Annotated in this window: 23 protein-coding genes; 13 read left to right on the top strand and 10 right to left on the bottom strand. The window is 70.1% G+C overall.

All coding sequences use genetic code 11. The features are described from left to right. Positions 1 to 160: 160 nt before the first annotated feature. Complete coding sequence (locus ACZ48Z_RS03180) at positions 161 to 961, bottom strand: hypothetical protein (RefSeq protein ID WP_468734058.1); 801 nt, start codon at positions 959 to 961, stop codon at positions 161 to 163. Then, positions 958 to 1,575 (bottom strand): RNA polymerase sigma factor, encoded by a 618-nt coding sequence (locus tag ACZ48Z_RS03185; RefSeq protein ID WP_468734059.1) that lies wholly within the window; start codon positions 1,573 to 1,575, stop codon positions 958 to 960. Before ACZ48Z_RS03185 ends, ACZ48Z_RS03180 begins: the two co-directional genes overlap by 4 nt. 271 nt (positions 1,576 to 1,846) lie before the next feature. Between ACZ48Z_RS03185 and ACZ48Z_RS03190 the strand changes: the two genes are divergently transcribed. Further along, positions 1,847 to 3,964, top strand: a complete 2,118-nt coding sequence (locus ACZ48Z_RS03190; protein ID WP_468734060.1) for a peptidoglycan recognition protein family protein — start codon at positions 1,847 to 1,849, stop codon at positions 3,962 to 3,964. 73 nt (positions 3,965 to 4,037) lie between these two features. Here the strand turns inward: ACZ48Z_RS03190 and ACZ48Z_RS03195 are convergent, their stop codons facing one another. The 5 genes from ACZ48Z_RS03195 to ACZ48Z_RS03215 form a co-directional block, all read right to left on the bottom strand. Next, entirely contained in the window at positions 4,038 to 4,466 is a 429-nt protein-coding gene (locus ACZ48Z_RS03195) for a hypothetical protein (RefSeq protein ID WP_468734061.1), read from the bottom strand. 156 nt (positions 4,467 to 4,622) lie between these two features. Continuing rightward, complete coding sequence (locus ACZ48Z_RS03200; RefSeq protein ID WP_468734062.1) at positions 4,623 to 5,210, bottom strand: hypothetical protein; 588 nt, start codon at positions 5,208 to 5,210, stop codon at positions 4,623 to 4,625. Between the two features lie 77 nt (positions 5,211 to 5,287). Beyond that, positions 5,288 to 5,791: a hypothetical protein gene (locus tag ACZ48Z_RS03205; protein ID WP_468734063.1), complete on the bottom strand. Its 504-nt coding sequence runs from the start codon at positions 5,789 to 5,791 to the stop codon at positions 5,288 to 5,290. Between the two features lie 96 nt (positions 5,792 to 5,887). Continuing rightward, entirely contained in the window at positions 5,888 to 6,652 is a 765-nt protein-coding gene (locus ACZ48Z_RS03210; protein WP_468734064.1) for a DUF4328 domain-containing protein, read from the bottom strand. A 146-nt stretch (positions 6,653 to 6,798) separates the two neighbouring features. Further along, the gene (locus ACZ48Z_RS03215; protein ID WP_468734065.1) at positions 6,799 to 8,448 is read right to left on the bottom strand and encodes a beta-N-acetylhexosaminidase; all 1,650 of its coding nucleotides are present in this window, start codon (positions 8,446 to 8,448) and stop codon (positions 6,799 to 6,801) included. Positions 8,449 to 8,603: 155 nt separating this feature from the next. Here ACZ48Z_RS03215 and ACZ48Z_RS03220 point away from each other — a divergent pair, with 155 nt between their 5' ends. The 6 genes from ACZ48Z_RS03220 to ACZ48Z_RS03245 all read left to right on the top strand — a co-directional run bounded on the left by ACZ48Z_RS03220 (position 8,604) and on the right by ACZ48Z_RS03245 (position 13,492). Next, positions 8,604 to 9,152, top strand: a complete 549-nt coding sequence (locus tag ACZ48Z_RS03220; protein ID WP_468734066.1) for a 2-oxo-4-hydroxy-4-carboxy-5-ureidoimidazoline decarboxylase — start codon at positions 8,604 to 8,606, stop codon at positions 9,150 to 9,152. Between the two features lie 195 nt (positions 9,153 to 9,347). After that, complete coding sequence (gene sdhC / locus ACZ48Z_RS03225) at positions 9,348 to 9,728, top strand: succinate dehydrogenase, cytochrome b556 subunit (protein ID WP_079076942.1); 381 nt, start codon at positions 9,348 to 9,350, stop codon at positions 9,726 to 9,728. Positions 9,729 to 9,733: 5 nt separating this feature from the next. Further along, positions 9,734 to 10,216 (top strand): succinate dehydrogenase hydrophobic membrane anchor subunit, encoded by a 483-nt coding sequence (locus ACZ48Z_RS03230; protein ID WP_468734067.1) that lies wholly within the window; start codon positions 9,734 to 9,736, stop codon positions 10,214 to 10,216. Positions 10,217 to 10,238: 22 nt separating this feature from the next. Beyond that, complete coding sequence (gene sdhA / locus ACZ48Z_RS03235) at positions 10,239 to 11,993, top strand: succinate dehydrogenase flavoprotein subunit (protein ID WP_389096070.1); 1,755 nt, start codon at positions 10,239 to 10,241, stop codon at positions 11,991 to 11,993. Next, the gene (locus tag ACZ48Z_RS03240; RefSeq protein WP_468734068.1) at positions 11,993 to 12,772 is read left to right on the top strand and encodes a succinate dehydrogenase iron-sulfur subunit; all 780 of its coding nucleotides are present in this window, start codon (positions 11,993 to 11,995) and stop codon (positions 12,770 to 12,772) included. Before sdhA ends, ACZ48Z_RS03240 begins: the two co-directional genes overlap by 1 nt. Positions 12,773 to 13,015: 243 nt before the next feature. Beyond that, a complete protein-coding gene (locus ACZ48Z_RS03245; RefSeq protein ID WP_468734069.1) occupies positions 13,016 to 13,492 on the top strand; it encodes a hypothetical protein in 477 nt (158 codons plus the stop codon). A gap of 415 nt (positions 13,493 to 13,907) precedes the next feature. Here ACZ48Z_RS03245 and ACZ48Z_RS03250 read toward each other — a convergent pair whose 3' ends face one another. Further along, positions 13,908 to 14,840, bottom strand: a complete 933-nt coding sequence (locus ACZ48Z_RS03250; RefSeq protein WP_468734070.1) for a hypothetical protein — start codon at positions 14,838 to 14,840, stop codon at positions 13,908 to 13,910. 167 nt (positions 14,841 to 15,007) lie between these two features. Between ACZ48Z_RS03250 and ACZ48Z_RS03255 the strand changes: the two genes are divergently transcribed. Continuing rightward, on the top strand, positions 15,008 to 15,793 hold the full coding sequence (locus ACZ48Z_RS03255; protein WP_468734071.1) for a hypothetical protein: 786 nt from the start codon (positions 15,008 to 15,010) through the stop codon (positions 15,791 to 15,793). A gap of 95 nt (positions 15,794 to 15,888) precedes the next feature. Next, a complete protein-coding gene (locus tag ACZ48Z_RS03260; RefSeq protein ID WP_468734072.1) occupies positions 15,889 to 17,181 on the top strand; it encodes a M48 family metallopeptidase in 1,293 nt (430 codons plus the stop codon). A gap of 20 nt (positions 17,182 to 17,201) precedes the next feature. Here the strand turns inward: ACZ48Z_RS03260 and ACZ48Z_RS03265 are convergent, their stop codons facing one another. Beyond that, positions 17,202 to 17,708 (bottom strand): DUF2752 domain-containing protein, encoded by a 507-nt coding sequence (locus ACZ48Z_RS03265; protein ID WP_468734073.1) that lies wholly within the window; start codon positions 17,706 to 17,708, stop codon positions 17,202 to 17,204. Further along, entirely contained in the window at positions 17,680 to 18,165 is a 486-nt protein-coding gene (locus ACZ48Z_RS03270; protein ID WP_468734074.1) for a TM2 domain-containing protein, read from the bottom strand. Before ACZ48Z_RS03270 ends, ACZ48Z_RS03265 begins: the two co-directional genes overlap by 29 nt. A gap of 125 nt (positions 18,166 to 18,290) precedes the next feature. On the opposite strand from ACZ48Z_RS03270, the gene ACZ48Z_RS03275 reads away from it, so the two are divergent. The 4 genes from ACZ48Z_RS03275 to ACZ48Z_RS03290 all read left to right on the top strand — a co-directional run bounded on the left by ACZ48Z_RS03275 (position 18,291) and on the right by ACZ48Z_RS03290 (position 20,537). Next, entirely contained in the window at positions 18,291 to 18,701 is a 411-nt protein-coding gene (locus tag ACZ48Z_RS03275) for a VOC family protein (protein WP_468734075.1), read from the top strand. 152 nt (positions 18,702 to 18,853) lie between these two features. Next, entirely contained in the window at positions 18,854 to 19,249 is a 396-nt protein-coding gene (locus tag ACZ48Z_RS03280) for a hypothetical protein (protein WP_468734076.1), read from the top strand. Further along, entirely contained in the window at positions 19,246 to 19,773 is a 528-nt protein-coding gene (locus ACZ48Z_RS03285; RefSeq protein WP_468734077.1) for a thiol-disulfide oxidoreductase DCC family protein, read from the top strand. The genes ACZ48Z_RS03280 and ACZ48Z_RS03285 overlap by 4 nt, the downstream gene beginning before the upstream one ends. 11 nt (positions 19,774 to 19,784) lie before the next feature. Next, positions 19,785 to 20,537, top strand: coding sequence for a TetR family transcriptional regulator (locus ACZ48Z_RS03290; protein ID WP_468734078.1), 753 nt, complete (start codon positions 19,785 to 19,787; stop codon positions 20,535 to 20,537). Positions 20,538 to 20,541 lie beyond the last annotated feature (4 nt).

A 20,541-nucleotide genomic window follows, 5' to 3' on the forward strand; every position in this document is an offset into this window, starting at 1 on the left:
CAGAAGTACGGGCCGCCGCGCGGCCCGTGCCGCGCGACGGCCGGGGCCTCTCCTGTGGGGGGTGGCGGCCCCGGCCGTCTCCGCGGTCCACCGGGTTTGACCTGGGTCGATACTCCGCTGAGCCCGGACCCGTCGCAGATGTCGGCTCACGGTTCGCCGGTCAACGCTTCCCGGACGTGTTCTTGGCCGCCTTGTTCCCGGCGTTCGCCTTCGCCTTCTGCTTCCCCGGTTTCACGCCGTCCGCGCCGCTCGCGTCGGCCGTCCCCGTACCGGCCGTCAGCGCGGCGCAGTACGCGCTCACGTCCGTCTCCCCGCCGGCCGCCGTGACGAGCCGCCGGTACGCCGTGGAGTCCAGCGCCTTCCCGCGGCCCCCGAGCTTCTCGTAGGCACGGCAGTGGGCCGCGGTGTCCTGCGCGGTGGGTGGGCGATCGGCGGGGGCGGCGGATGTGGCGGGCCGGGAACTGTGGTGCGTCTCGGCCGGAGTGCTCGCGGTGACGCGTGGGCGTACGTGCACCTCGCCCCGCCCGGTGCCGGTGCTGGTGCCCGCCGAGCCGATCGCCGCGTAGGCGACACCGCCGAGGGTGAGACTCGCGAGCAGCACGGAGAGGGTCGTCCGCAGCGACCGTACGGTCCGCCGCTGTCCGCGGGGCCGCCAGTCGTCCCGTCGCCGGGTCCGCGCCCGGTGCGCACCCGCGTCCCGGGCGGCCCGGAAGGCGGCCACGGCCCGCAGTTCGGCCTCGTCGTCGGCCTTGTCACCGCGGATGGCCGCGGCGAGCAGCGCTCCGAGGGGGCTGTCGTCGTGGGCCGGCTCGGACTCGGGGGCGGTGTGGTCGCCGTACGACCGCTCCCGGCCCCGCGCGGTCGCCTCCGGGCGGGCTCGGCGGCGGTCGGGGAACCCGCCGTTCCGCTCGTCACCCATGGCGTGTCCGTCCCTGTCCGGCGTGGTGTCCTCACCTGTCATGTCGACTCCCCCAGCGTCCTGGGGCCCTCATCCGTCACACTCTCGGCGCCGAGCTGGTGCGCCAGCCGCTTCAGGCCCCGGTAGGCGGCGGTTCGCACCGCGCCGGGGCGTTTGCCGAGGACGCGGGCGGCGGCGGGGCCGTCGAGACCGACGACGACCCGCAGCAGGACCGCCTCGGCCTGGTCGCGCGGGAGGCCCCGGACCAGGTCCAGGGCGTACTCGGTGGAGAGGGACTCCAGCGCCTGGTCGGGGGTGCTGTGCGGGCCGGGCAGGTCCAGCATGTCCTGTTCCAGAGCCGTCGGGCGGGGCCGTACCTTCTGCCGACGCAGATGGTCCAGGGCCCGGTGCCGGGCGATGGTCGCGCTCCAGCCGCGAAAGCCGGCCCCGTCCCCCCTGAACCGGCCCAGGTCCCGGGCGATCTCCAGCCAGGCGTCGGAGGCCACGTCCTCGGCGTCGTCGCCGACCAGCCCGCGCAGATACCCGAGCAGTCCTGGCTGCACCAGCCGGTAGGCGACCGCGAAGGCGGCCTCGTCGCCGTCCTGGGCCCGCGCGACGGCCGCGCCCAGTTCCCCGTCGTACGCCTGCACGCGGCGGGGTTGCCCTCCCTGACCCAAGAACTTTCCCGTCCGTACCGGTTCATGGCGATTCCGTGCCGGCCGGCGCGGTCACCCTTGCCCATGTCCCCCACGGTCAACAGCGCCTGACTGCGCAGAAGTGTCACAGCGTGCCGGGCGTCCCGGGCATCTCACGGACCGTCAACTGTGACACCGGGTGGGTCTTTGACGCTGTATGAGTGCCACCTGTGTGACAGGTGGTGTTTCTGTGACCAAAAACAGGGGTGGGGCAGTGAGTCGTCGTAATAGCCGTGCGTACAGACCGCTCAGCATGAAGCGGAGGGCGTGGCTGACGCTCGGCGCGGTGGTCCTCGGCGGGGGCGGGGTGGCGACCTACGCCTCGGCGAGCCAGGCCGACAACTCGGCGGACCCGATCGAGAAGCGGCCGGTGAAGGTCTACGACCTCGCACTGAAGGCTCCCGAGACCGGCGAGCGCGAGCTGCCGCGTACCGAGACCGAGCAGTTCTCGCTGCTCGGTATCTCCTGGACGGGGGCGACCAAGCGGCTCGACGGCAAGGCGCAGGTACGCACCAGGAGCCTCGACACCGGCGCGTGGACGTCCTGGCGGGACCTGGAGACGGACGCGGACCCGGTGGAGGACGCCGACGAGCGGGCCGGGGCACGCGGCGCGTCCGAGCCGCTGTGGGTTGGCCCCTCGGACGGTGTCGAGGTACAGGTCGTCCACGAGGACGGCACCACCAGCGCCGGACTGCCCTCGGGCCTCAAGGTCAACCTGGTCGACCCGGGCGTGACCGCCGCCGAAGCGGCCGACGCCGCGACCGAGCCCGCGGCCTACACGGAGGACGTGACCCCGAGCCCCACGGCCACGCCCACCACGCCGACCGCCCCGGCGTCCACGGTCCCCGAGCCGCCGATCGTCTCGCGCGCCGACTGGGGCGCCGACGAAAAGCTCAGCCCCGACCCGTCGGAGTACAACGCCGACGTCAAGGCCGTCTTCGTCCATCACACGGCCGGGTCGAACGACTACACCTGCGCCGAATCGGCGTCGATCGTGCGGGCCATCTACGCGTACCACACCGCCCCGGCCCCCAGCGGCAACGGCTGGAACGACATCGGATACAACTTCCTCGTCGACAAGTGCGGCACGATCTTCGAGGGCCGCAAGGGCGGCGTGGACCTGCCGGTCCTCGGCGCGCACACCTACGGCTGGAACCGTGAGTCCACCGGCATCGCGGTCCTCGGCGAGTACACCGACGCGGGCGCCTCGAACGCCGCCCTCACCTCGGTCGCCCGGATCGCCGCCTGGAAGCTCGGCCAGTACGGCGTCGACCCGGACTCGACGGTCCAGCTGACGGCGGGCGCGACCCAGAAGAACCTCGCCGGCACCAGCTTCACCTCCGGCTCCCTCTACACCTTCGACCGGATCTCCGGCCACCGCGACGGGTACGCCACCGAGTGCCCCGGCACCTCCCTCTACGCCCAGCTGCCGACCATCCGCGCCTGGGCGTCCGGCCCGGTGCAGGGCCTGAAGCTCACCTCGCTGACCGGCGCGACCCTGTCCGGTTCGACGTACTACACCAAGGGCGCGATCACCGCGAAGTGGTCGACGACCACGCCCGCTTCGCTGATATCGAAGTTCGAGCTGCTGGTCGACGGCAAGGTCACCGCCTCCGTCGCCGGTACGGCCACCTCGGCCGCCGCCACCCTGACCGCGGGCAGCCACAAGGTCGCCGTACGGGCCGTGCACCAGTCCGGCAAGACCTCGGCGGCGACCACCGCGCTGACCGTCGTCACCGACACCACGGCGCCGACCTTCTCCACCGCCCCGAAGATCACCCTGCGCACCGGCACGGTCACCACCACCGCCGTCCCGGTCACGCTCGCCTGGAAGGCCGCGGACTCCCAGGCCCTGAAGCAGGTGGACCTGCTGTCCCCGACGACGGCCACCTTCGGCCCGACCACCACCAGCTCCAGCCGTACCGTCAAGTCCGGTTCCGCGAGCACCTGGTCGATGAAGGCGTCCGACGTCGCGGGCAACACGCGTACGTCGTCCCCGTCGTTCACGCCGATGATCCTCCAGGAGACCTCGGCCGCGAAGTCCGGTACCTGGACGGCCCGTTCGTCGACCAGCTACCTCGGCGGCAAGTCGTACTCCAGCGGCACCAAGAACGCGAGCCTGACCTGGACGTTCACCGGCCGGTCCGCCTCCTGGGTGGTCTCGCGGGCGTCCACCTCGGGGCAGGCGTACGTCTATGTGGACGGCACGAAGGTCGCGACCGTGGACCTGAAGTCCGCGACCACGACGTACCGCCAGGCGATCTGGACCAAGTCCTGGTCCGGCAGCGCCAAGCACACCGTCAAGATCGTGGTCGTCGGCACCAGCGGCCGCCCGACGATCACGACGGACGGCCTGGTCTACATCAAGTAGGGCCTGACGGCTCGGGCGTCCGCTCCCCCGCACCCTGGGGGGAGCGGACGCCCGCGTGTCTTCGCCCCCTCGGTCACCGCCCCTCGGCACCCGTCGCGTCCCGGCACAGCAGCCGCAGCGAACCGTCCCCGGCGAAGCAGCGGCGGGCCTCGTCCACCGGGTCCCACAGGCGGCCGTCGGGTGTCCGGACCCAGTGCTCGCCGCCGGTCGCCCACCACTCGGCACCGGTCTGGCCGACGACGACCTCGCCCGCGTAGGCGCCGAACCCGCGCAGCACGGTCTCCACGGCGGCGTACGGCGCCCCCTCCCGCCGTATCTCCTCGATCAGCCGGTCGAGCCGCCACAGGCTCTGCGCCGAGTAGTCGAGCCGCACCCGGGCACCCTCGCGCAAGGTCGACACGGCGTCCGCCGCCCACCGCACGGGCTTGGTCGCGGCGGACGGCCTGGGCGCGGAGCCGGGCGTGGTCAGGGGCCCCTGGCGGGTCGTCGCATGAGTGGTCACATGAGTCGTCGCATCAGTCGTCACATGAGGGAAAGCGTCCCGGCGGGGTGATGCGTAACGCGGATCAGGGGCTTTCACCGGGACCGGTACAGAATTGCCGCACCTTCACCGCATCCCTCTCCGGACGGCCACAGAACCCTCTCGTCGACGCGCGCCTCACCGGCGCCGTCTGCTCCTGCGGGACACCACCGCGCGCAGGACCCGACGGCCCTCCGTCGACACCGCCAGAGCGGGGCGCAGGCCTGCCGGGCCGTTGCCTGCGAGGAGTTCCAGGACGGTGGTCTGGCGGCGCAGTTCGGCCGCGACGAGGGGGGACATGTTCACCGTACGGCCCTCGCGACGGGCCTCGACCGAGTCGGCGCCGTCCTTCAGGGGGTCGAGCAGGCGGTGGATCCGCAACGCGGCGACCGAGCAGACGTCGGCCCACACCCGCAGCTCGGCGGCGGACCGTTCGGCGGGCGCGGCGGCGAGCATCCGACGGGCCAGCGACACGGCCTCGCTCTCACCGGAGCCGTCGGAGTCCTCCCCCGCTCCGAACTCCGTGTCCCCGCCCAGTTTTCCCCGCACCTGCTCCAGCCGTTCGCCCCACTCCCCGGCCGCGGCGTCGTCCGCGAGCGCGGCCCACAGGGGGCGGAGGATCTCGTCGTCGCCGTCCAGCAGCGGTACGCAGCGGTCCAAACAAGCCAACCCCCCGACGGCCAGGCCGCGTTCGTCGGCCTGGCCGATCAGCTCCACCAGACTCATCCGCGCCTCCCTCGCCGAGCGGTGTTCCCCCTACGGAACACGCACTTCCCCTTACTGCGTGCGACGGCCCGGGAGTGTCACAGGGGCACCACACCGAGTCGGTCGAGCATACGGAAGAAGAGGTTTTCGGCCAACGGTTCGGGTTCGGCGCCCAGTACGTCGAGCAGTGGCTCCTCGGCCACCTCGTGCCCCGCCTCCGCCGCCCAGGCGACGGCTCGCGCGGCCGCGTCCCCGGGGTCGAGGAAGTAGTCCTCCAGGGTCATCCCCGTCTCGCCGCCCTCGATGTACGCGGCCATGGCGGCACGGGCCAGACAGGTCGTCCAGGCCCCGCTCTGCGGCCCCGCCGCCTCCAGGACGACCGAGGCGCTGTCCATGACGTATCCGAAGAGCGCGGGCGAACCGGTCTCCAGGGCGAGGGTGTTCATGTTCCCGACGTCGCCCTCGGCGTTCGCGTACTCCCAGACCTGCCATCCGCCGGGCGCCGACTCGCGCAGGACCATGCCCTCCGCGCCGGCCAGCGCGTCCAGCTCCGCGAGGGGCCGTTCGTCACGGCCCACGACGAAGTAACCCCAGTAACCCATCCCCGGTTCCCCCTGGCGACTCGGTACGGCTCGGTACGGCTCGGGCCGAATACACCACATTCGTACGGCAGTTCGCAGCAGGACGGACGAAATCCGTCACACGGTGGCGGGCACCCCGGGACCCCGCTCGGCCTTCTCGTTCTGCATCCGGGTCAACCGCAGCACGACGGCGGCGGCGAACACGGCGGCGACGAGGTCGACGCCGTCCGCGAAGAACATGTGGACCATCGCGTCGTGGATCTCCCGGACGGTGTGCGCGTCCGCCGCCTTACTGGCCACGAACCGCCCGGCGAAATTCGACAGGAGCCACAGCGTCCACCAGGCGTTGACCAGCGCGTGCCCCTCGGGCCTGTTCCCGGGGCTGCTCGCGTCCCAGACGTCGAGCATGACCCGGCGCGGGTACCAGATGCTCACGAACGGCACGAACCAGCCCGCGATCACCCAGCCGCGCGCCTTGCTGTGTCCCTGCGGGGCGAACACCTCGGCGTTGACCCGCACCCGCCAGAACCAGATGACGTAGACGACGGCACAGGCCACCAGTACGGCGACCTGCACGGAGCCTGCCGCCCAGGACAGGGTGTCCGCCAGGTCGGCCCGGTCCCAGACGTCGGCTCCGTGGTCGCCGCCGACGAGGTCGCCCGTGACGTCGTACCGGAAGAAGTCCGCGCCGAGGGCGAACACGTCGACGGCCGCGACCAGCCCGAGCATCGCCACGACGGCCCGGCCGAGCCCGACCGGGGAGCGCAGCCAGACTTTGGGCGTACCGGCCGGCGGGGCCTGGAACCCGGCCGGGGTGGCACAGCCCGTGCACAGGACGCCGTCGGGGTCCGCTTCGAAGTGATGGCAGCGCGTGCAGAGCATGGCGGGTCCCCCGGTGTGCGGACGAGCGGCGAGCGGCGGATGATCCGCGGCCGACCGACCGCACAGGTTCTCCCCAGAGCCTCACGCGCGGCATGCGGAACATACGGTTCGCCGGTCCCGTCCGTCCACCGGGAATCCCGAGGTCCTCAGCCCAGCCGGTCTCCGAGCGCCTTGAACTGCGTCCAGGTCAGGGCCGGCTTCCGCGGGTCCCACAGCTTCTGGACCGTCGCCCGCAGCGGCATCCGGATCCCGGCAGCGACCTGGTCCTGCGTCTGCGCGTTCGGGTAGTCGCACCACACCGCGAAGGCCCCGCCGAGGATCTGGCCGTCGTACTTCGAGGAGACGGCCGTCGTGCCGCGCAGGACTCTCGGCGTCCACTGCTCGTAGATGCGCCGCCCCGTCGGATAGACGAACGTCTGCGGCTCACCGAGCACGTAGTACAGGAACTCGTCGTTGTAGTTGACGACCTTGCGCCCCGCGCTCAGATACGCCACGGGCTGCCGCGCGCCGATCTCCTTGCCCGTCCAGTAGGCGACCCGGATGTCGGCGGCGGCCCGGACGGACGTGTCGCGGAAGAAGCCGTCGTTCCACGCCTGCGGGGTCTTGCCGTGGGCGCGGACGGTCTCGGCGCGGTCGTTGAGCCATCCCGTCGTCAGGTCCGCGACGGTGGCGCCGGGACCGTAGGCCTTCCTGGCGGCGGTGGCGAGCTGCGGGTAGGTCGTCGCCGGGCTGGACACCGTCAGCGCGCGGTACTCGTCGCCGCCGAGGTGCCAGTCGGCGCCGGGGAACAGCGGGGCGTACTCCTTCAGCAGATCGTCGACGATCTTGGCGGAGGCGGGCTTGGAGATGTCGACGGCACCCTGCGGCGCACTCCCCGCCGCACTGCGCAACTGCAGTTCGGGGTGGGCGGCGATGACCGCGCCCAGATGCCCGGGGGAGTCGATCTCCGGTACGACGGCGATGTGCCGCTGGGCCGCGAGGGCGACGATCCGGCGCACCTGCGCCTTGGTCAGGTGGGTCCTGGACACGATCTCCGGGTGCGAGTCGGACGCGATCCGGAAGCCCTGGTCGTCGGAGAAGTGCAGCTGGAGCCGGTTGAACTTGAGGTCGCCCAGCTCCCGGACCCGGTCCTCGATCCAGCCGGCCGTGAAGGGCTTGCGCGCGATGTCCAGGAAGAACCCGCGCACCGGCTCGGCCGGCTCGTCGCGCACGACGCCCTCCGGCGCCGTACCGCCGCCGTGCACCTCCTGCTTGAGGGTGCGGGTGCCGTAGAACACGCCCGCGTCGTCGGCCCCGCTGATGACGACCCGCCCGCCGCGCACGGTCATGCCGTACGACTCGGGGTCCGCGCCCTCGTCGTCGTTCAGCGTCAGCCGTACGTCACCGGCGCGCACGTCGTCCTTCTGCCCGGCGTACGTCAGCCCCAGCTCACCGGCGAGGAGGCGGCCCTCGTCGGCGAGGTCGGCGTCGTTCACCACCACGCGCAGGCCGGCGGCGGGACGCCAGCCGGGGCCGCGCGCCGGGGTGTGGGCGCGGACGGCCGGGATGGTGCGCGGTGGGGTGGACAGGGGGTAGGAGCGGGTGGGGCCGGGAGTCGGGCCCGGTGTCCCGGAGGAGGCCGCCGAGCCTTCCGATCTGCCCGCGGGTGACTGGGCCTGCGACTGGGCCGACCCGGCCGGGCGGCCGTCGTTCCCCGCCCACAGCCCGAGACCCACCCCGGCCGCGACGGTGACGGCGACCGCCCCCGCGATCAACCCGCGTGCCTGCTTCTCCGATCGCTTCCTGTGCTGACTCACATCGTCAACCTAGGGCCTGGCGCAAGGTGATCATGTCCACCACGCGTTCCGAAACTCTCCCGTGCGGGTGAAATTCGGGCATCCGTCGGACAGGTCTGGTCCACACTCGATAACGTGACATCACACCTCTCACAGCTTCCACTGCCGAAACACACGTGACGCCCACACACTCTCCTGGCCGAGTGGCCATACCGCCCCTGCCCTCCGTCCTGGGCGCCTTCAACATCGCGCCCGCCGACGAGGCCCGGTCCCTTCTCCTGGGCTGTCTGCGCAGCCTCCGCTGGGCCGAGCGGATCACGGCACATCGCCCGTATCCGACCCTGGACGCGCTGCTGGCCGCGTCGGACGAGGCGGCGTACGACCTCACCCCCATGGATCTCTCCGAGGCCCTGGCGGGCGAGACCCTGCCGGTGCTGCCGGACGGCGCCCACTCGGCGGCCCACATGGCCATGGACGCGGCCCACGCGGCCTACGAGGCCCGCTTCGGACACGCGTTCGTCATCTGTCTGGACGGACTGGCGCCTTCGGAGGCCCTGGACCACGCACTGGAAGGCATCCGGTCACGTTTGACGAACGATCCGGAGGAGGAACGGGTGGTGGCCGCGGAGGAGCTCCGCCGCCTCGCAAGGGAACGGTTGTCCCGTTTCCACAGGGGCGCGGGGAACTGCACGACAAGCCCCAGCGGCGCCACACCCGGTACATAACGGTCCACACCGCCCCATTAGCGCGTCGAGTTCCCCCATCCGCGTGCCACTTTGATCACACAGATAGGCCCGGCGTAAGCATCCCGACAACACGTCGCTACGATGCTGAGGGCTGGTGGACCGTACCCAGCCGGGCCCGTCCGACAAAGCACAAGCCGGCGCGGCCCCAAATACCCCGCTCCCGGAGGGACTTCCGTGCCGGCTGGAACGCTGTACCGCGGCCGGGAAGGAATGTGGTCCTGGGTGGCTCACCGAGTCACCGGCGTCCTCATCTTCTTCTTCCTGTTCGTTCACGTGCTGGACACCGCTCTCGTCCGTGTCTCCCCCGAGGACTACGACAAGGTCGTGTCCACGTACAAGACCCCCCTCGTCGCGTGCCTGGAGTACGGCCTCGTCGCCGCCATCCTCTTCCACGCCCTCAACGGCCTGCGCGTCATCGCCGTCGACTTCTGGTCGAAGGGCCCGCGCTACCAGAAGCAGATGCTCTGGTCCGTCGTGGGCCTGTGGGTCGTACTCATGATCGGGGCGATCTACCCCGTCCTCGGCCACGCCGCTCGTGAACTGTTCGGGAGCTGATACCGATGGCGACCACTGAATCCACCGCTTCCGGCATCGGCCCCGTCGAGGGTGACTCCGGCTACGGCGTCACCAACCCGGCGCCCCTCATCGAGGCCCCGCGCAAGCGCACCAAGAAGAGCCCGAAGTCCACACGCGGCAACTTCGAGATGTACGGCTGGCTCTTCATGCGGCTGTCCGGCATCGTGCTGGTCGTGCTGGTCATCGGGCACCTGCTGATCCAGCTCGTGCTCGACGGCGGCGTGTCGAAGATCGGCTTCGCGTTCGTCGCGGGCCGCTGGGCGTCCCCGTTCTGGCAGGTCTGGGACCTGCTGATGCTGTGGCTCGCGATGCTCCACGGCGCCAACGGCCTGCGCACGATCATCAACGACTACGCGGAGCGCGCGAACACCCGGCTGTGGCTCAAGGGCCTGCTCTACACGGCCACGGTGTTCACCATTCTGCTGGGCACGCTGGTGATCTTCACCTTCGACCCGAACATCCGCTAGGCACGGGGCTGAGGAATTCCTGATGAAGATCCACAAGTACGACACCGTCATCGTCGGCGCGGGCGGCGCCGGCATGCGCGCCGCGATCGAGTCGACGAAGCGCAGCCGTACCGCCGTGCTCACGAAGCTCTACCCCACCCGCTCCCACACGGGTGCCGCGCAGGGCGGCATGGCCGCCGCGCTGGCCAACGTGGAGGAGGACAACTGGGAGTGGCACACCTTCGACACGGTCAAGGGCGGTGACTACCTGGTCGACCAGGACGCCGCCGAGATCCTGGCGAAGGAGGCCATCGACTCGGTCCTCGACCTGGAGAAGATGGGCCTGCCGTTCAACCGCACCCCGGACGGCACGATCGACCAGCGCCGCTTCGGCGGGCACAGCCGCAACCACGGTGAGGCGCCCGTCCGGCGCTCCTGCTACGCGGCCGACCGCACCGGCCACATGATCCTCCAGACGCTGTACCAGAACTGCGTCAAGGAGGGCGTGGAGTTCTTCAACGAGTTCTACGTCCTCGACCAGCTGATCGTCGAGATCGACGGGGTGAAGCGGTCCGCGGGCGTCGTCGCCTACGAACTGGCGACCGGCGAGATCCACGTCTTCCAGGCGAAGGCCGTGATCTACGCGTCCGGCGGCTGCGGCAAGTTCTTCAAGGTGACGTCGAACGCGCACACCCTGACCGGTGACGGCCAGGCTGCGGTCTACCGTCGCGGGCTGCCGCTGGAGGACATGGAGTTCTTCCAGTTCCACCCGACCGGCATCTGGCGCATGGGCATCCTGCTGACGGAGGGCGCCCGCGGTGAGGGTGGCATCCTCCGCAACAAGGACGGCGAGCGCTTCATGGAGAAGTACGCGCCGGTCATGAAGGACCTCGCGTCCCGTGACGTCGTCTCGCGCTCCATCTACACGGAGATCCGCGAGGGCCGCGGCTGCGGTCCCGAGGGCGACCACGTCTACCTCGACCTCACGCACCTCCCGCCGGAGCAGCTCGACGCCAAGCTGCCCGACATCACGGAGTTCGCGCGGACCTACCTCGGTATCGAGCCGTACACGGACCCGATCCCGATCCAGCCCACCGCGCACTACGCCATGGGCGGCATCCCGACGAACGTCGAGGGTGAGGTGCTCCGCGACAACACCACCGTGGTGCCCGGCCTGTACGCGGCCGGCGAGGTCGCGTGTGTGTCGGTCCACGGCGCGAACCGTCTCGGCACGAACTCGCTGCTCGACATCAACGTGTTCGGCCGCCGGGCCGGCATCGCGGCCGCCGAGTACAGCCAGAAGGCGGAGTACGTCGAGCTGCCGGAGAACCCCGCGGAACTGGTCGTCGGCCAGGTGGAGGCGCTGCGCTCGTCCACGGGCACGGAGCGGGTGGCGGTCCTGCGCCGCGAGCTCCAGGAGACCATGGACGCGAACGTCATGGTGTTCCGCACCGAGCAGACGATCAAGACGGCGGTCGAGAAGATCGCGGAGCTGCGCGAGCGCTACAAGAACGTGTCGATCCAGGACAAGGGCCGTCGCTTCAACACGGACCTGCTGGAGGCGATCGAGCTCGGCAACCTCCTCGACCTCGCCGAGGTCATGGCGGTCTCCGCGCTGGCCCGCAAGGAGTCCCGCGGCGGTCACTACCGCGAGGACTACCCGAACCGCGACGACGTCAACTTCATGCGCCACACCATGGCGTACCGCGAGGTGGGCGACGACGGCGCCGAGTCCATCCGTCTCGACTACAAGCCGGTCGTCCAGACCCGCTACCAGCCGATGGAGCGTAAGTACTGATGGCAACTCCTGTTCTGGACAAGGCGGACGCGGCCGGCGAGCCCGAGCCCGGCTTCGCCGACTCCCCCTACATCACGGTCACCCTCCGCGTGCGCCGCTTCAACTCCGAGGTCTCGGCGGAAGCGGTCTGGGAGGACTTCCAGTTCGAGATCGACCCGAAGGAGCGTGTCCTCGACGCCCTCCACAAGGTCAAGTGGGACATCGACGGCTCGCTGACGTTCCGCCGCTCCTGCGCCCACGGCATCTGCGGCTCGGACGCCATGCGGATCAACGGCAAGAACCGCCTTGCCTGCAAGACGCTGATCAAGGACATCAACCCCGAGAAGCCGATCACGGTCGAGCCCATCAAGGGCCTGACGGTCCTGAAGGACCTGGTCGTCGACATGGAGCCGTTCTTCCAGGCGTACCGGGACGTCATGCCCTTCCTCATCACGAAGGACACGAACGAGCCGACGCGCGAGCGCTTCCAGACCGCGGAGGACCGCGAGCGGTTCGACGACACGACGAAGTGCATCCTCTGCGCCGCCTGCACGTCCTCGTGCCCGGTGTTCTGGAACGACGGCCAGTACTTCGGCCCGGCCGCGATCGTCAACGCCCACCGCTTCATCTTCGACTCGCGTGACGAGGCGGGCGAGCAGCGCCTGGAGATCCTGAACGACCGCGACGGCGTGTGGCGCTGCCGCACCACGTTCAACTGCACGGACGCCTGCCCGCGCGGCATCGAGGTCACGAAGGCGATCCAGGAAGTGAAGCGGGCACTGATCACTCGGCGGTTCTGACCTTCCCCACCGCACCTCAGGGCCCTGTTTCCGTCACTTCGGGAACGGGGCCCTCGTGCGTTTTGGCGTGTTTTTGCTGCTACTGAAGGAGGTATTCCGCCGTCACACTCCGATCAGGGCTTGGCCCGTGTGGGTCGAAGGTCAGGGGGGAGGACTGTGGCCGCAGGTACGCCTGAACCGGCGTCAGGGGCTGACGTTCCTCCGGCTCTGGGCCATGGAACAGCCCTGAAGGAAGCCCATTTTGTGGCCGCGCCGTTGCTCACTGCTGCCGCGCTCTCACTCGCGGGCGTGGTCGCCGGCGCAGATGAAGAATTCCTTTGGCCAGGACCCACGCTCATCCTGCTGGTGATCACCGCAATGACGTTGATCTACAGCATGCAGCTCAGCTACAACGCGCGGTACTACTTCTACACCTTCGCCGATCTCGAAGAATGGTTCAAAGGAATCGGGGACGGATCCGCACCGGAGCCCTACATACGAGCTCAGCACAAACTCGCACAGCGTATGTGGCGCACTCGCAACGCCAAGGCCGTGACCTTCTACAACCTTGGAACCCTGCTGCTCGGCCTGGGAGTCACTGCTTCCTTGGCTCCGCCCGACTGCGGCAGACAGACCTTATGTCGCTGGATCGCGGCGGGAATCGTATTGGTCGGCTCCCTCGCGGACGCCATCTGGATACTCAGGATGAAGCCTCCGGCAGGGGCCGACGAAATTCCCTGAACGGTGATGACCTGGAGAAACCATGCTGCATGATGCCGTACTTCCCGGAGCACGCCCAATAAGTGAACTATGCCCTGGCTGTGGCGTGGAGCTCCCGTTCCACGCCACAGGCGCTCCGGTCAACTCCCTCAGGCACGTTGTCCGTCTCGCCGACGCCTATCAGGAGGCCGTCGGGGGCAACGACGCGCTTCTCAAGGAGCGACTGAACTCGGGCAGCATGCAACACCAGTCGACCTGGCAGAACGGACAGCGATACCAGTGCCCCTACCGGCTCCTTCCCTCATGGCTGCTGGCCCAGTGCCGGAATCCCGAGGACGTCACCAAATGGCTCGACGCGATAAGCCCCTATTGGACTCCTTCAAAGCCACAGGAATAGGGAGCTGAGGATCTGCCCGCAAGGACGCGTTCTCCTCCTCTAACCGTCCGGCGCCTCGCTGGATCGGCTACCTGTGCCAAAGCCTCTATGTCGCGTCTGCTCGTGGTCGTAGGGCAGATCCGCGCCACGAGCTCCCATGAACAGCTCCGAGACCTGAAAAAATGTGTCCTCCTCCGCATCACGATCAGCCGGAAGGCTGTAATGCAGGGCCCTCAACAGGTCGAAGCGGTGCAGATCGTAGGCAACATGCATCAGGCCCGCGTACGACTGCGCAGCTGTGACAGCACCCTTGTACGCGATTGCGGCAAGACCGAGCCCGACGCCGCACCACCACCAGCACGAGGGCTCGTCATACAGAACTGCAGAGCCGATCCCGGTCAATGCAAGAAACGACCAACAGAGGTTGACCGCTGCGTCGAGCGCGTCGCGAGTGGTGCTCAACAACGCCGCACCACGCTCGGAAACTTGGAGGTAGAGCCGCGGCCAGGAAGCCAACGTAGCGAGACCGTATCGCTCCCCTGCGGACAGTTCTCCCGCTCTCAACGCGTTTCCGAGTGCTGTGGGGAGCAGAACCTCCGAGGGGGGACACGCCGCGAGTCTGCGCTGGGCTTCGGCAGATCTGCGTCGCGCCGTAGCCCCCCGTGCATTGCTTGCGGCTCTCTCCCTCAGCCTGTTCCACCGCCTTCGCTGGACCTCGACCAGGACGGCAGCGAGCAACGCCGTGAACGGCCAACGGTCCCAATAGCCTTCCAGGACACGCACCGCGCGGACCTGAAACGGCTGCAGCAACAAGCCGAGCACCGCCGCGCAGACGGCGATGGTCAGGATCAGGCCGAGCACTGCCATCGGCCGTTCCGGCCACACCGCGCCCCAGTCGCTCCGCCCCGAGAAACTTCCCGCCCGCACCAGCGCGAGCACCCCCGTGACGAACAGCGCGCACGGCGCGAAGTGCACCGACAGCACCCGTCGCACGTAGCTCGCCCTCCCCATCCGCCCCTGAGCGCTGTTCAGTATGAAGCGCCGTGTCAAGCGGGGAGGAGGGAGGGTGCGTGGTGTGATCAAGCCACGTGGGTGGTCGACACTGGTCAAGTCCTTTGTGGCTGTTGTGACTTGTGTGGCGCCAGTCGCAGACTGAACCCATGGCACTCCTGAGGAAATCCGCCGCCGCGCTGTGCGCCGTCGCGGCGGTCATGCTCGCGATACCCCCCACTGCCTCCGCAAGCCCCACTCAGCACGGAACCCTGGCCCGGGAGAACTTCGACCGGCTTCCCCTCGGTGCGGTCACCCAGGGGCCGGACTGGACCACAGATGTCTCCGACGGGACACTCACCGTCGTTCCCGGTTCCACCGGTCGCGGCCGTGAGCTTCGGATCCGTACCGAGGGCAACGGTCGGGCCTTTCTCGTATTCGATGGCCTCAAGGCGCCCGGTAACAGCTTCTGGGGGCGGGTCAGGTTGCGGGTCGGTGGGTTTCCGACCGCTCCCGACTGGGCCCACTGGACCGTCGCCGAGGCGTCGGGGGCGGACTCGCCGACGCTGGTGCGGCCGTTGGGCGGGCAGTACGCGCCGACCGACGGCGGCAACTTCTGGGGGGTCGGGTCCGATCTGGGGCCCACCGGGGACTGGACGTCCTGGAAGACCTCCTCGCCGGCGGCCGCCGGGACGTGGCAGTGCGTCGAGTTTCATCTCGATGCCACCGACAACCGGGTCACCGTGTACCTGGACGGCGTGGAGCAGTCCGGCCTGACCGTGTCCACGAAGGAGCACGGGGGCACCGCGGACGACTTCGTCTTCCCTGCCTTCGACAGGCTGAAGCTGGGCTGGCAGCTCTACCAGGCGGACCCGACGCCCTCGTCGTACGACATCCGCATGGACGACATCGCGCTCGGTACGCGGCGCGTGGGCGGTTGCGCACGCGCGGGCTGAAAGGAGGATTGCGCCCGGCGTACCGGGCGTGATCGACTTCGGCGGTCATGAGCTGAGCGGCCTCTGGGGAGAGGCCCCGGGGGTAGGGGGCAGCGGTGCGTACCGCTGAAGAGGAGATCGTGTCGTCGTGCCCGCAGTGCGGGGTGGAGATCCGTACGGACCGGCGGTTCACCACGTGGTGTGAGGCCTGCGACTGGAACGTCGATCCGCGGGGGCCCGGCGAGCAGAAGCGCGGGCTGGACAGGGCGCGTCGCAGGCTCGCGCAGCGTTACGGCGAGCTGCTGTTCGCCGAACTGCAGGGCGAGGGCGGGGAGGGCAGCGGGAGCGGGCGCCTGCGTACCCTGTCCGGCCTGCTCGCCTACGCGATCGCGCTCACCGTGCACGGGCTGACCCTCGTCCTGGCCGCGGTCGGCGTGTGGGGCCTGGTCGACGGCTGGGGCGGGATCGGCATGGTGTTCGGGCTGTTCTTCCTGGCGCTTGCCTGGTCGCTGCGGCCGCGGCTGAACCGGCTGTCCGACGACGACCGTGTCCTGCCGCGTGACGAAGCGCCCGAACTGTACGCGCTCATCGACGAGATCGCCGCCGCCCTGGGCACCCGGGGCGTGGACGCCGTCGTCGTCGATGCCAAGGCCAACGCGAGTGTCACCCAACTCGGGCTTCGGAGAAGGATGCTGACGCTGGGTCTGCCGCTGTGGGAGGTGCTGAGCCCCCAGCAGCGGATCGCGCTCGTGGGTCACGAGCTCGGTCACTTCACGAACGGCGACACCCGGTACGGCATGGTCGTGGGCACCGCGTTCAAGTCGCTGGGCACCTGGCTGTACTACCTTCAGCCGACCCCGAACCCGAACGTGATCCAGGCCCTCACCAACCTGGCCTGCGTCCCGCTCCGCCTGCTGGTCACCGGCGTGGTGGCGCTGCTCGACCTGCTGACCGCGCGGTCCTCGCAGCGCGGCGAGTACCTGGCCGACGCGGCCTCGGCCCGCACCGGGTCCACGGAGGGGGCGGCCGGTCTGATGGACCGCCTCCTGGTGACCGACTCGATCGTCACCACCCTGCAGCGCGAGATCAACGGCCGCCGGATGCGCGGCCGGGCCCGGACGTCCGGGCAGGACACCGACGATCTCTGGGAGGCGCTCGCCGCCCATATGGACTCGATCCCGGCGTCCGAGTACGAGCGGCAGCGCCGGGTCGGCGCGCTGCGGGGCCACAGCGTCGACGCGAGTCATCCGCCGACCCATCTGCGCCGCCGGCTCCTGCTGGGGCGTACGCCGGTGCCCGCCTCGGTGACGCTGGACGCCGACCGGGCCGAGCTCATCGCCGGCGAGTTGACGGCCGTACGGAAGACGCTGGCCCGGGAGGTCGTCAGGGACGGGTTCGAGGAGCGGTGACCGCCCGTGCCACCGGTCCGTCAGACGACGTTGCGGACCACCGTCCAGGTCACGGCGACCGCTAGGACGGCCAGTTGCGCCCGGGGGCTCAGCGTGGGGCGCCAGCGGCGGCCGTGCAGGCCCTCCCACGCCCAGCGGCCCAGCAGGACCAGGGCGTAGGGGGAAGCGAGCAACAGGACCCGGTTGTCCAGCCAGGCCTCGGTGAAGTGACCGTGCATCAGGTCGTACACCATGCGGGTGCCGCCGCAGGCCGGACACAGCAGGCCGGTGAGCATCCGGAACGGGCACTGCGGCAGCACGTGGCCGGGTTCGTGCGGGTCGGTGCGGTAGAGGTAGGCGGCACCGGCGGCTCCCGCGGCGAGCACCGCCGAGGGTGCTGCCGCGGGGTGGCGCAGCGGGGAGCGCCGTACGGGCACGGGGGGTGCCGTGCCGTACGGGAGGGATTCGGAGGGCGTGGGCCCGGGCGCGGTGGCCTCGGAGACCGCGGGGCCCTCCGCCCTAGCTCCGGAGGATCCGGCCGTGTTCATCGGTGTGATCGTTCCCGGTGAGCAGGAGGATGCCGTCGATCAGCGACCAGACGCCGAGCCCACCGCAGGTGAAGAGCTGCGCGAGCCCGATGCCGACGTCGCCCAGGTAGAAGCGTCCGACGCCGAAGCCGCCGAGGGTGATCTGCAGGATGCCCGCGATGACCTTCGACTTGTCGGAGTACGGCCGCCCGTACGGGTCGTAGCCGTAGGGGGCGTTGGGGTCTCCGGTGTACGTGCCCGGAGGCGGGTAGTAGCCCGGGGGCGGGTAGGCGCCGGGAGGCGGGTATCCGGGCGGGGGGTATCCCGGCTGCTGCCCCTGCTGCTGGTGACCCTGCTGCTTCCCGTAGGGGCCCGACGGTCCGGAAGGACCGGGCGACCCGGGTGGGCCGGGCGGGTCCGACGGCTGGTGCGGATAGCCGTACCCGTCAGGGCCTGGCTGCGGTGGCTGCTCGCTCAAGGGGACTGCTCCTGGGGACCGAAGCGGGAGAACCCGCGAAAAGACGACAATGAGCCCGGTCATCATGCCCGACGGACACCGCGTCGCAGAAGCCCGTTCCGTCAGCCCCGGCTTAATCTGACGACATGTCAGATGACCAGTCGTACGAACTGCTCGGTTTCGACAATGTGCTGCTGCCCGTCGGGAACCTCGGCGAGGCCGTCTCCTTCTACGAACACGCGGGCTTCACGGTGGGCTTCCGGCTCGACGAGGCGGGGATCGCCGTACTGAAGGTCGGCGGCGAGACGCCCGGGATTCTGCTCCGCCAGGAGGAGGCACTGGGACACCGGCCACCGCCGTGGCCCGCCACGCGCGTGTGGCTGGAGGTTCCGGACGCCAGGACGGCCGCCCGCGAGCTGCGCGCGGCCGGCATCGAACTGCTCGACGAGCCCTTCTCCGTGGCCACCGGCTGGACGGTCGAGGTCGCCGACCCCTGGGGCAACGTCCTCGGGTTCACCGACTACACCAAGCGGCCGGAGCTCGCCCGGCGATCCTGAGGCGAGGGGCGAGGGGCGAGGGGCACGGACGGAGGGGCGCGGGCGCGGCAGACGTGACGCACGCCTCTCCGCACGCGAGTTGAACACGTTCAAAAGCAGGTCTAGAGTCTCTCCCGTCAGCGTTTTGAACGCGTTCAAGAAGGGGGAGGCGCATGGACCGCACGGTCGTCGCCTACGTCATCTACCTCGTCGTCAGCATCGCCCTGACCATCTGGGTGGCCCGCACGCTCAGCAGGAACGGACGGATCTTCCTCGCCGACGTACTGCGCGGCAACGAGAAGCTCGCCGAGGCCGTCAACCACCTCCTGGTGGTCGGTTTCTACCTCGTGAACCTCGGGTTCGTCGCGCTGTACCTCAGCGGCGACGGCACGATCGACAACACGCGCGGCGTCTTCGAGGCCCTGTCGACCAAGATCGGCGTGGTGCTGCTGGTGCTCGGCGTGATGCACCTGGCCAATGTGTACGTGCTCAACCGGATCCGCCGACGGGGCGCCATGGAGCGCGAGCAGGTACCGCCGGTCGCACCGCAGGACTGGGTCCGGGCATGACGGGCCCCGCAGGGCCGGCAGATGCCACGGGCGCCGCGGGTATCACTGCGGACCGCGTCCCGGTCCGCCGGCTCACCGTCCTGTACGACGCCGGGTGCGCGCTGTGCGCCTTCCTGCGCGACTGGCTCGTACGGCAGCCGCAGCTGGTGCCGCTGGAGTTGGTGCCGGCGGGGTCGGAGGAGGCCCGGCGCAGGTTTCCCGAGCTCGACCACCGCGCCACCCTGGAGGAGATCACCGTCGTCGGCGACGCGGGGCAGGTCTACCGCGACACCGCCGCCTGGATCGTGACCCTGTGGGCGCTGCGCGAGCACCGGCCGCTCGCCCACCGGCTCAGCACTCCGGCCGGGGCACGCCTCGCGAAGGGCGCGGTGCTCGCCGCCGCGAAATGGCGGGGCGCGCAGTGGCAGGGCGGCCAGTGGGGCGGCCCCGCGTACCGCCGCGCCGACGGCTGGGCCTACGATCCCGGCCGTGGCTGGGTCCACACCCCACCGGGGTGCGACAGCGGCGGTCGCGCCACTGGTTAGGCTCTCTTCCCGTGCCTGCCAACAACGACGGCCCCGACGAGGGCAGTACCCCGAGCAAGTCCGAGCAGACGAGCAAGTCCGAGCAGACTCGCGCGCTGATCCTGGAGACCGCCATGCGGCTGTTCCAGGAGCGGGGGTACGACAAGACCACCATGCGGGCCATCGCCCAGGAGGCCGGGGTCTCCGTCGGCAACGCGTACTACTACTTCGCCGGCAAGGAGCACCTGATCCAGGGCTTCTACGACCGGATCGCCGCCGAGCACCGGGTGGCGGTCCGGGACGTCCTGGCCCGCGAGAGCGACCTGGAGGCGCGGCTCGCCGGCGTGCTGAAGGTCTGGCTGGACATCGCGCGGCCGTACCACGAGTTCGCGGTGCAGTTCTTCAAGAACGCCGCCGACCCGGACAGCCCGCTCAGCCCCTTCTCGCCCGAGTCGGAGCACGCGCGCGTGGAGGCGATCGCCGTGCACCGCGAGGTACTGCGGGGCGCGACGAAGACGAAGGTTCCCGAGGAACTGCGGGACATCCTGCCCGAGTTGCTGTGGCTCTCCCAGATGGGGCTCGTCCTGTACTGGATCTTCGACCGCACGGAGGGCCGCGAGCGCAGCTACCGGCTCGCGGAGCGCGGCGCCAAGCTCACCGCGCGGGGCGTGTCGCTGGCCCGGTTCCGGGTGCTGCGGCCGCTCGTACGGGAGGTGCACGAGCTGTTCACGGACTTCCTGCCGGGGATGACGAAGGTGATGCCGGACCCCGGCGGGAAGCCGTAGCCAC

The sequence above is a fragment of the Streptomyces sp. NPDC031225 genome (assembly GCF_055570355.1).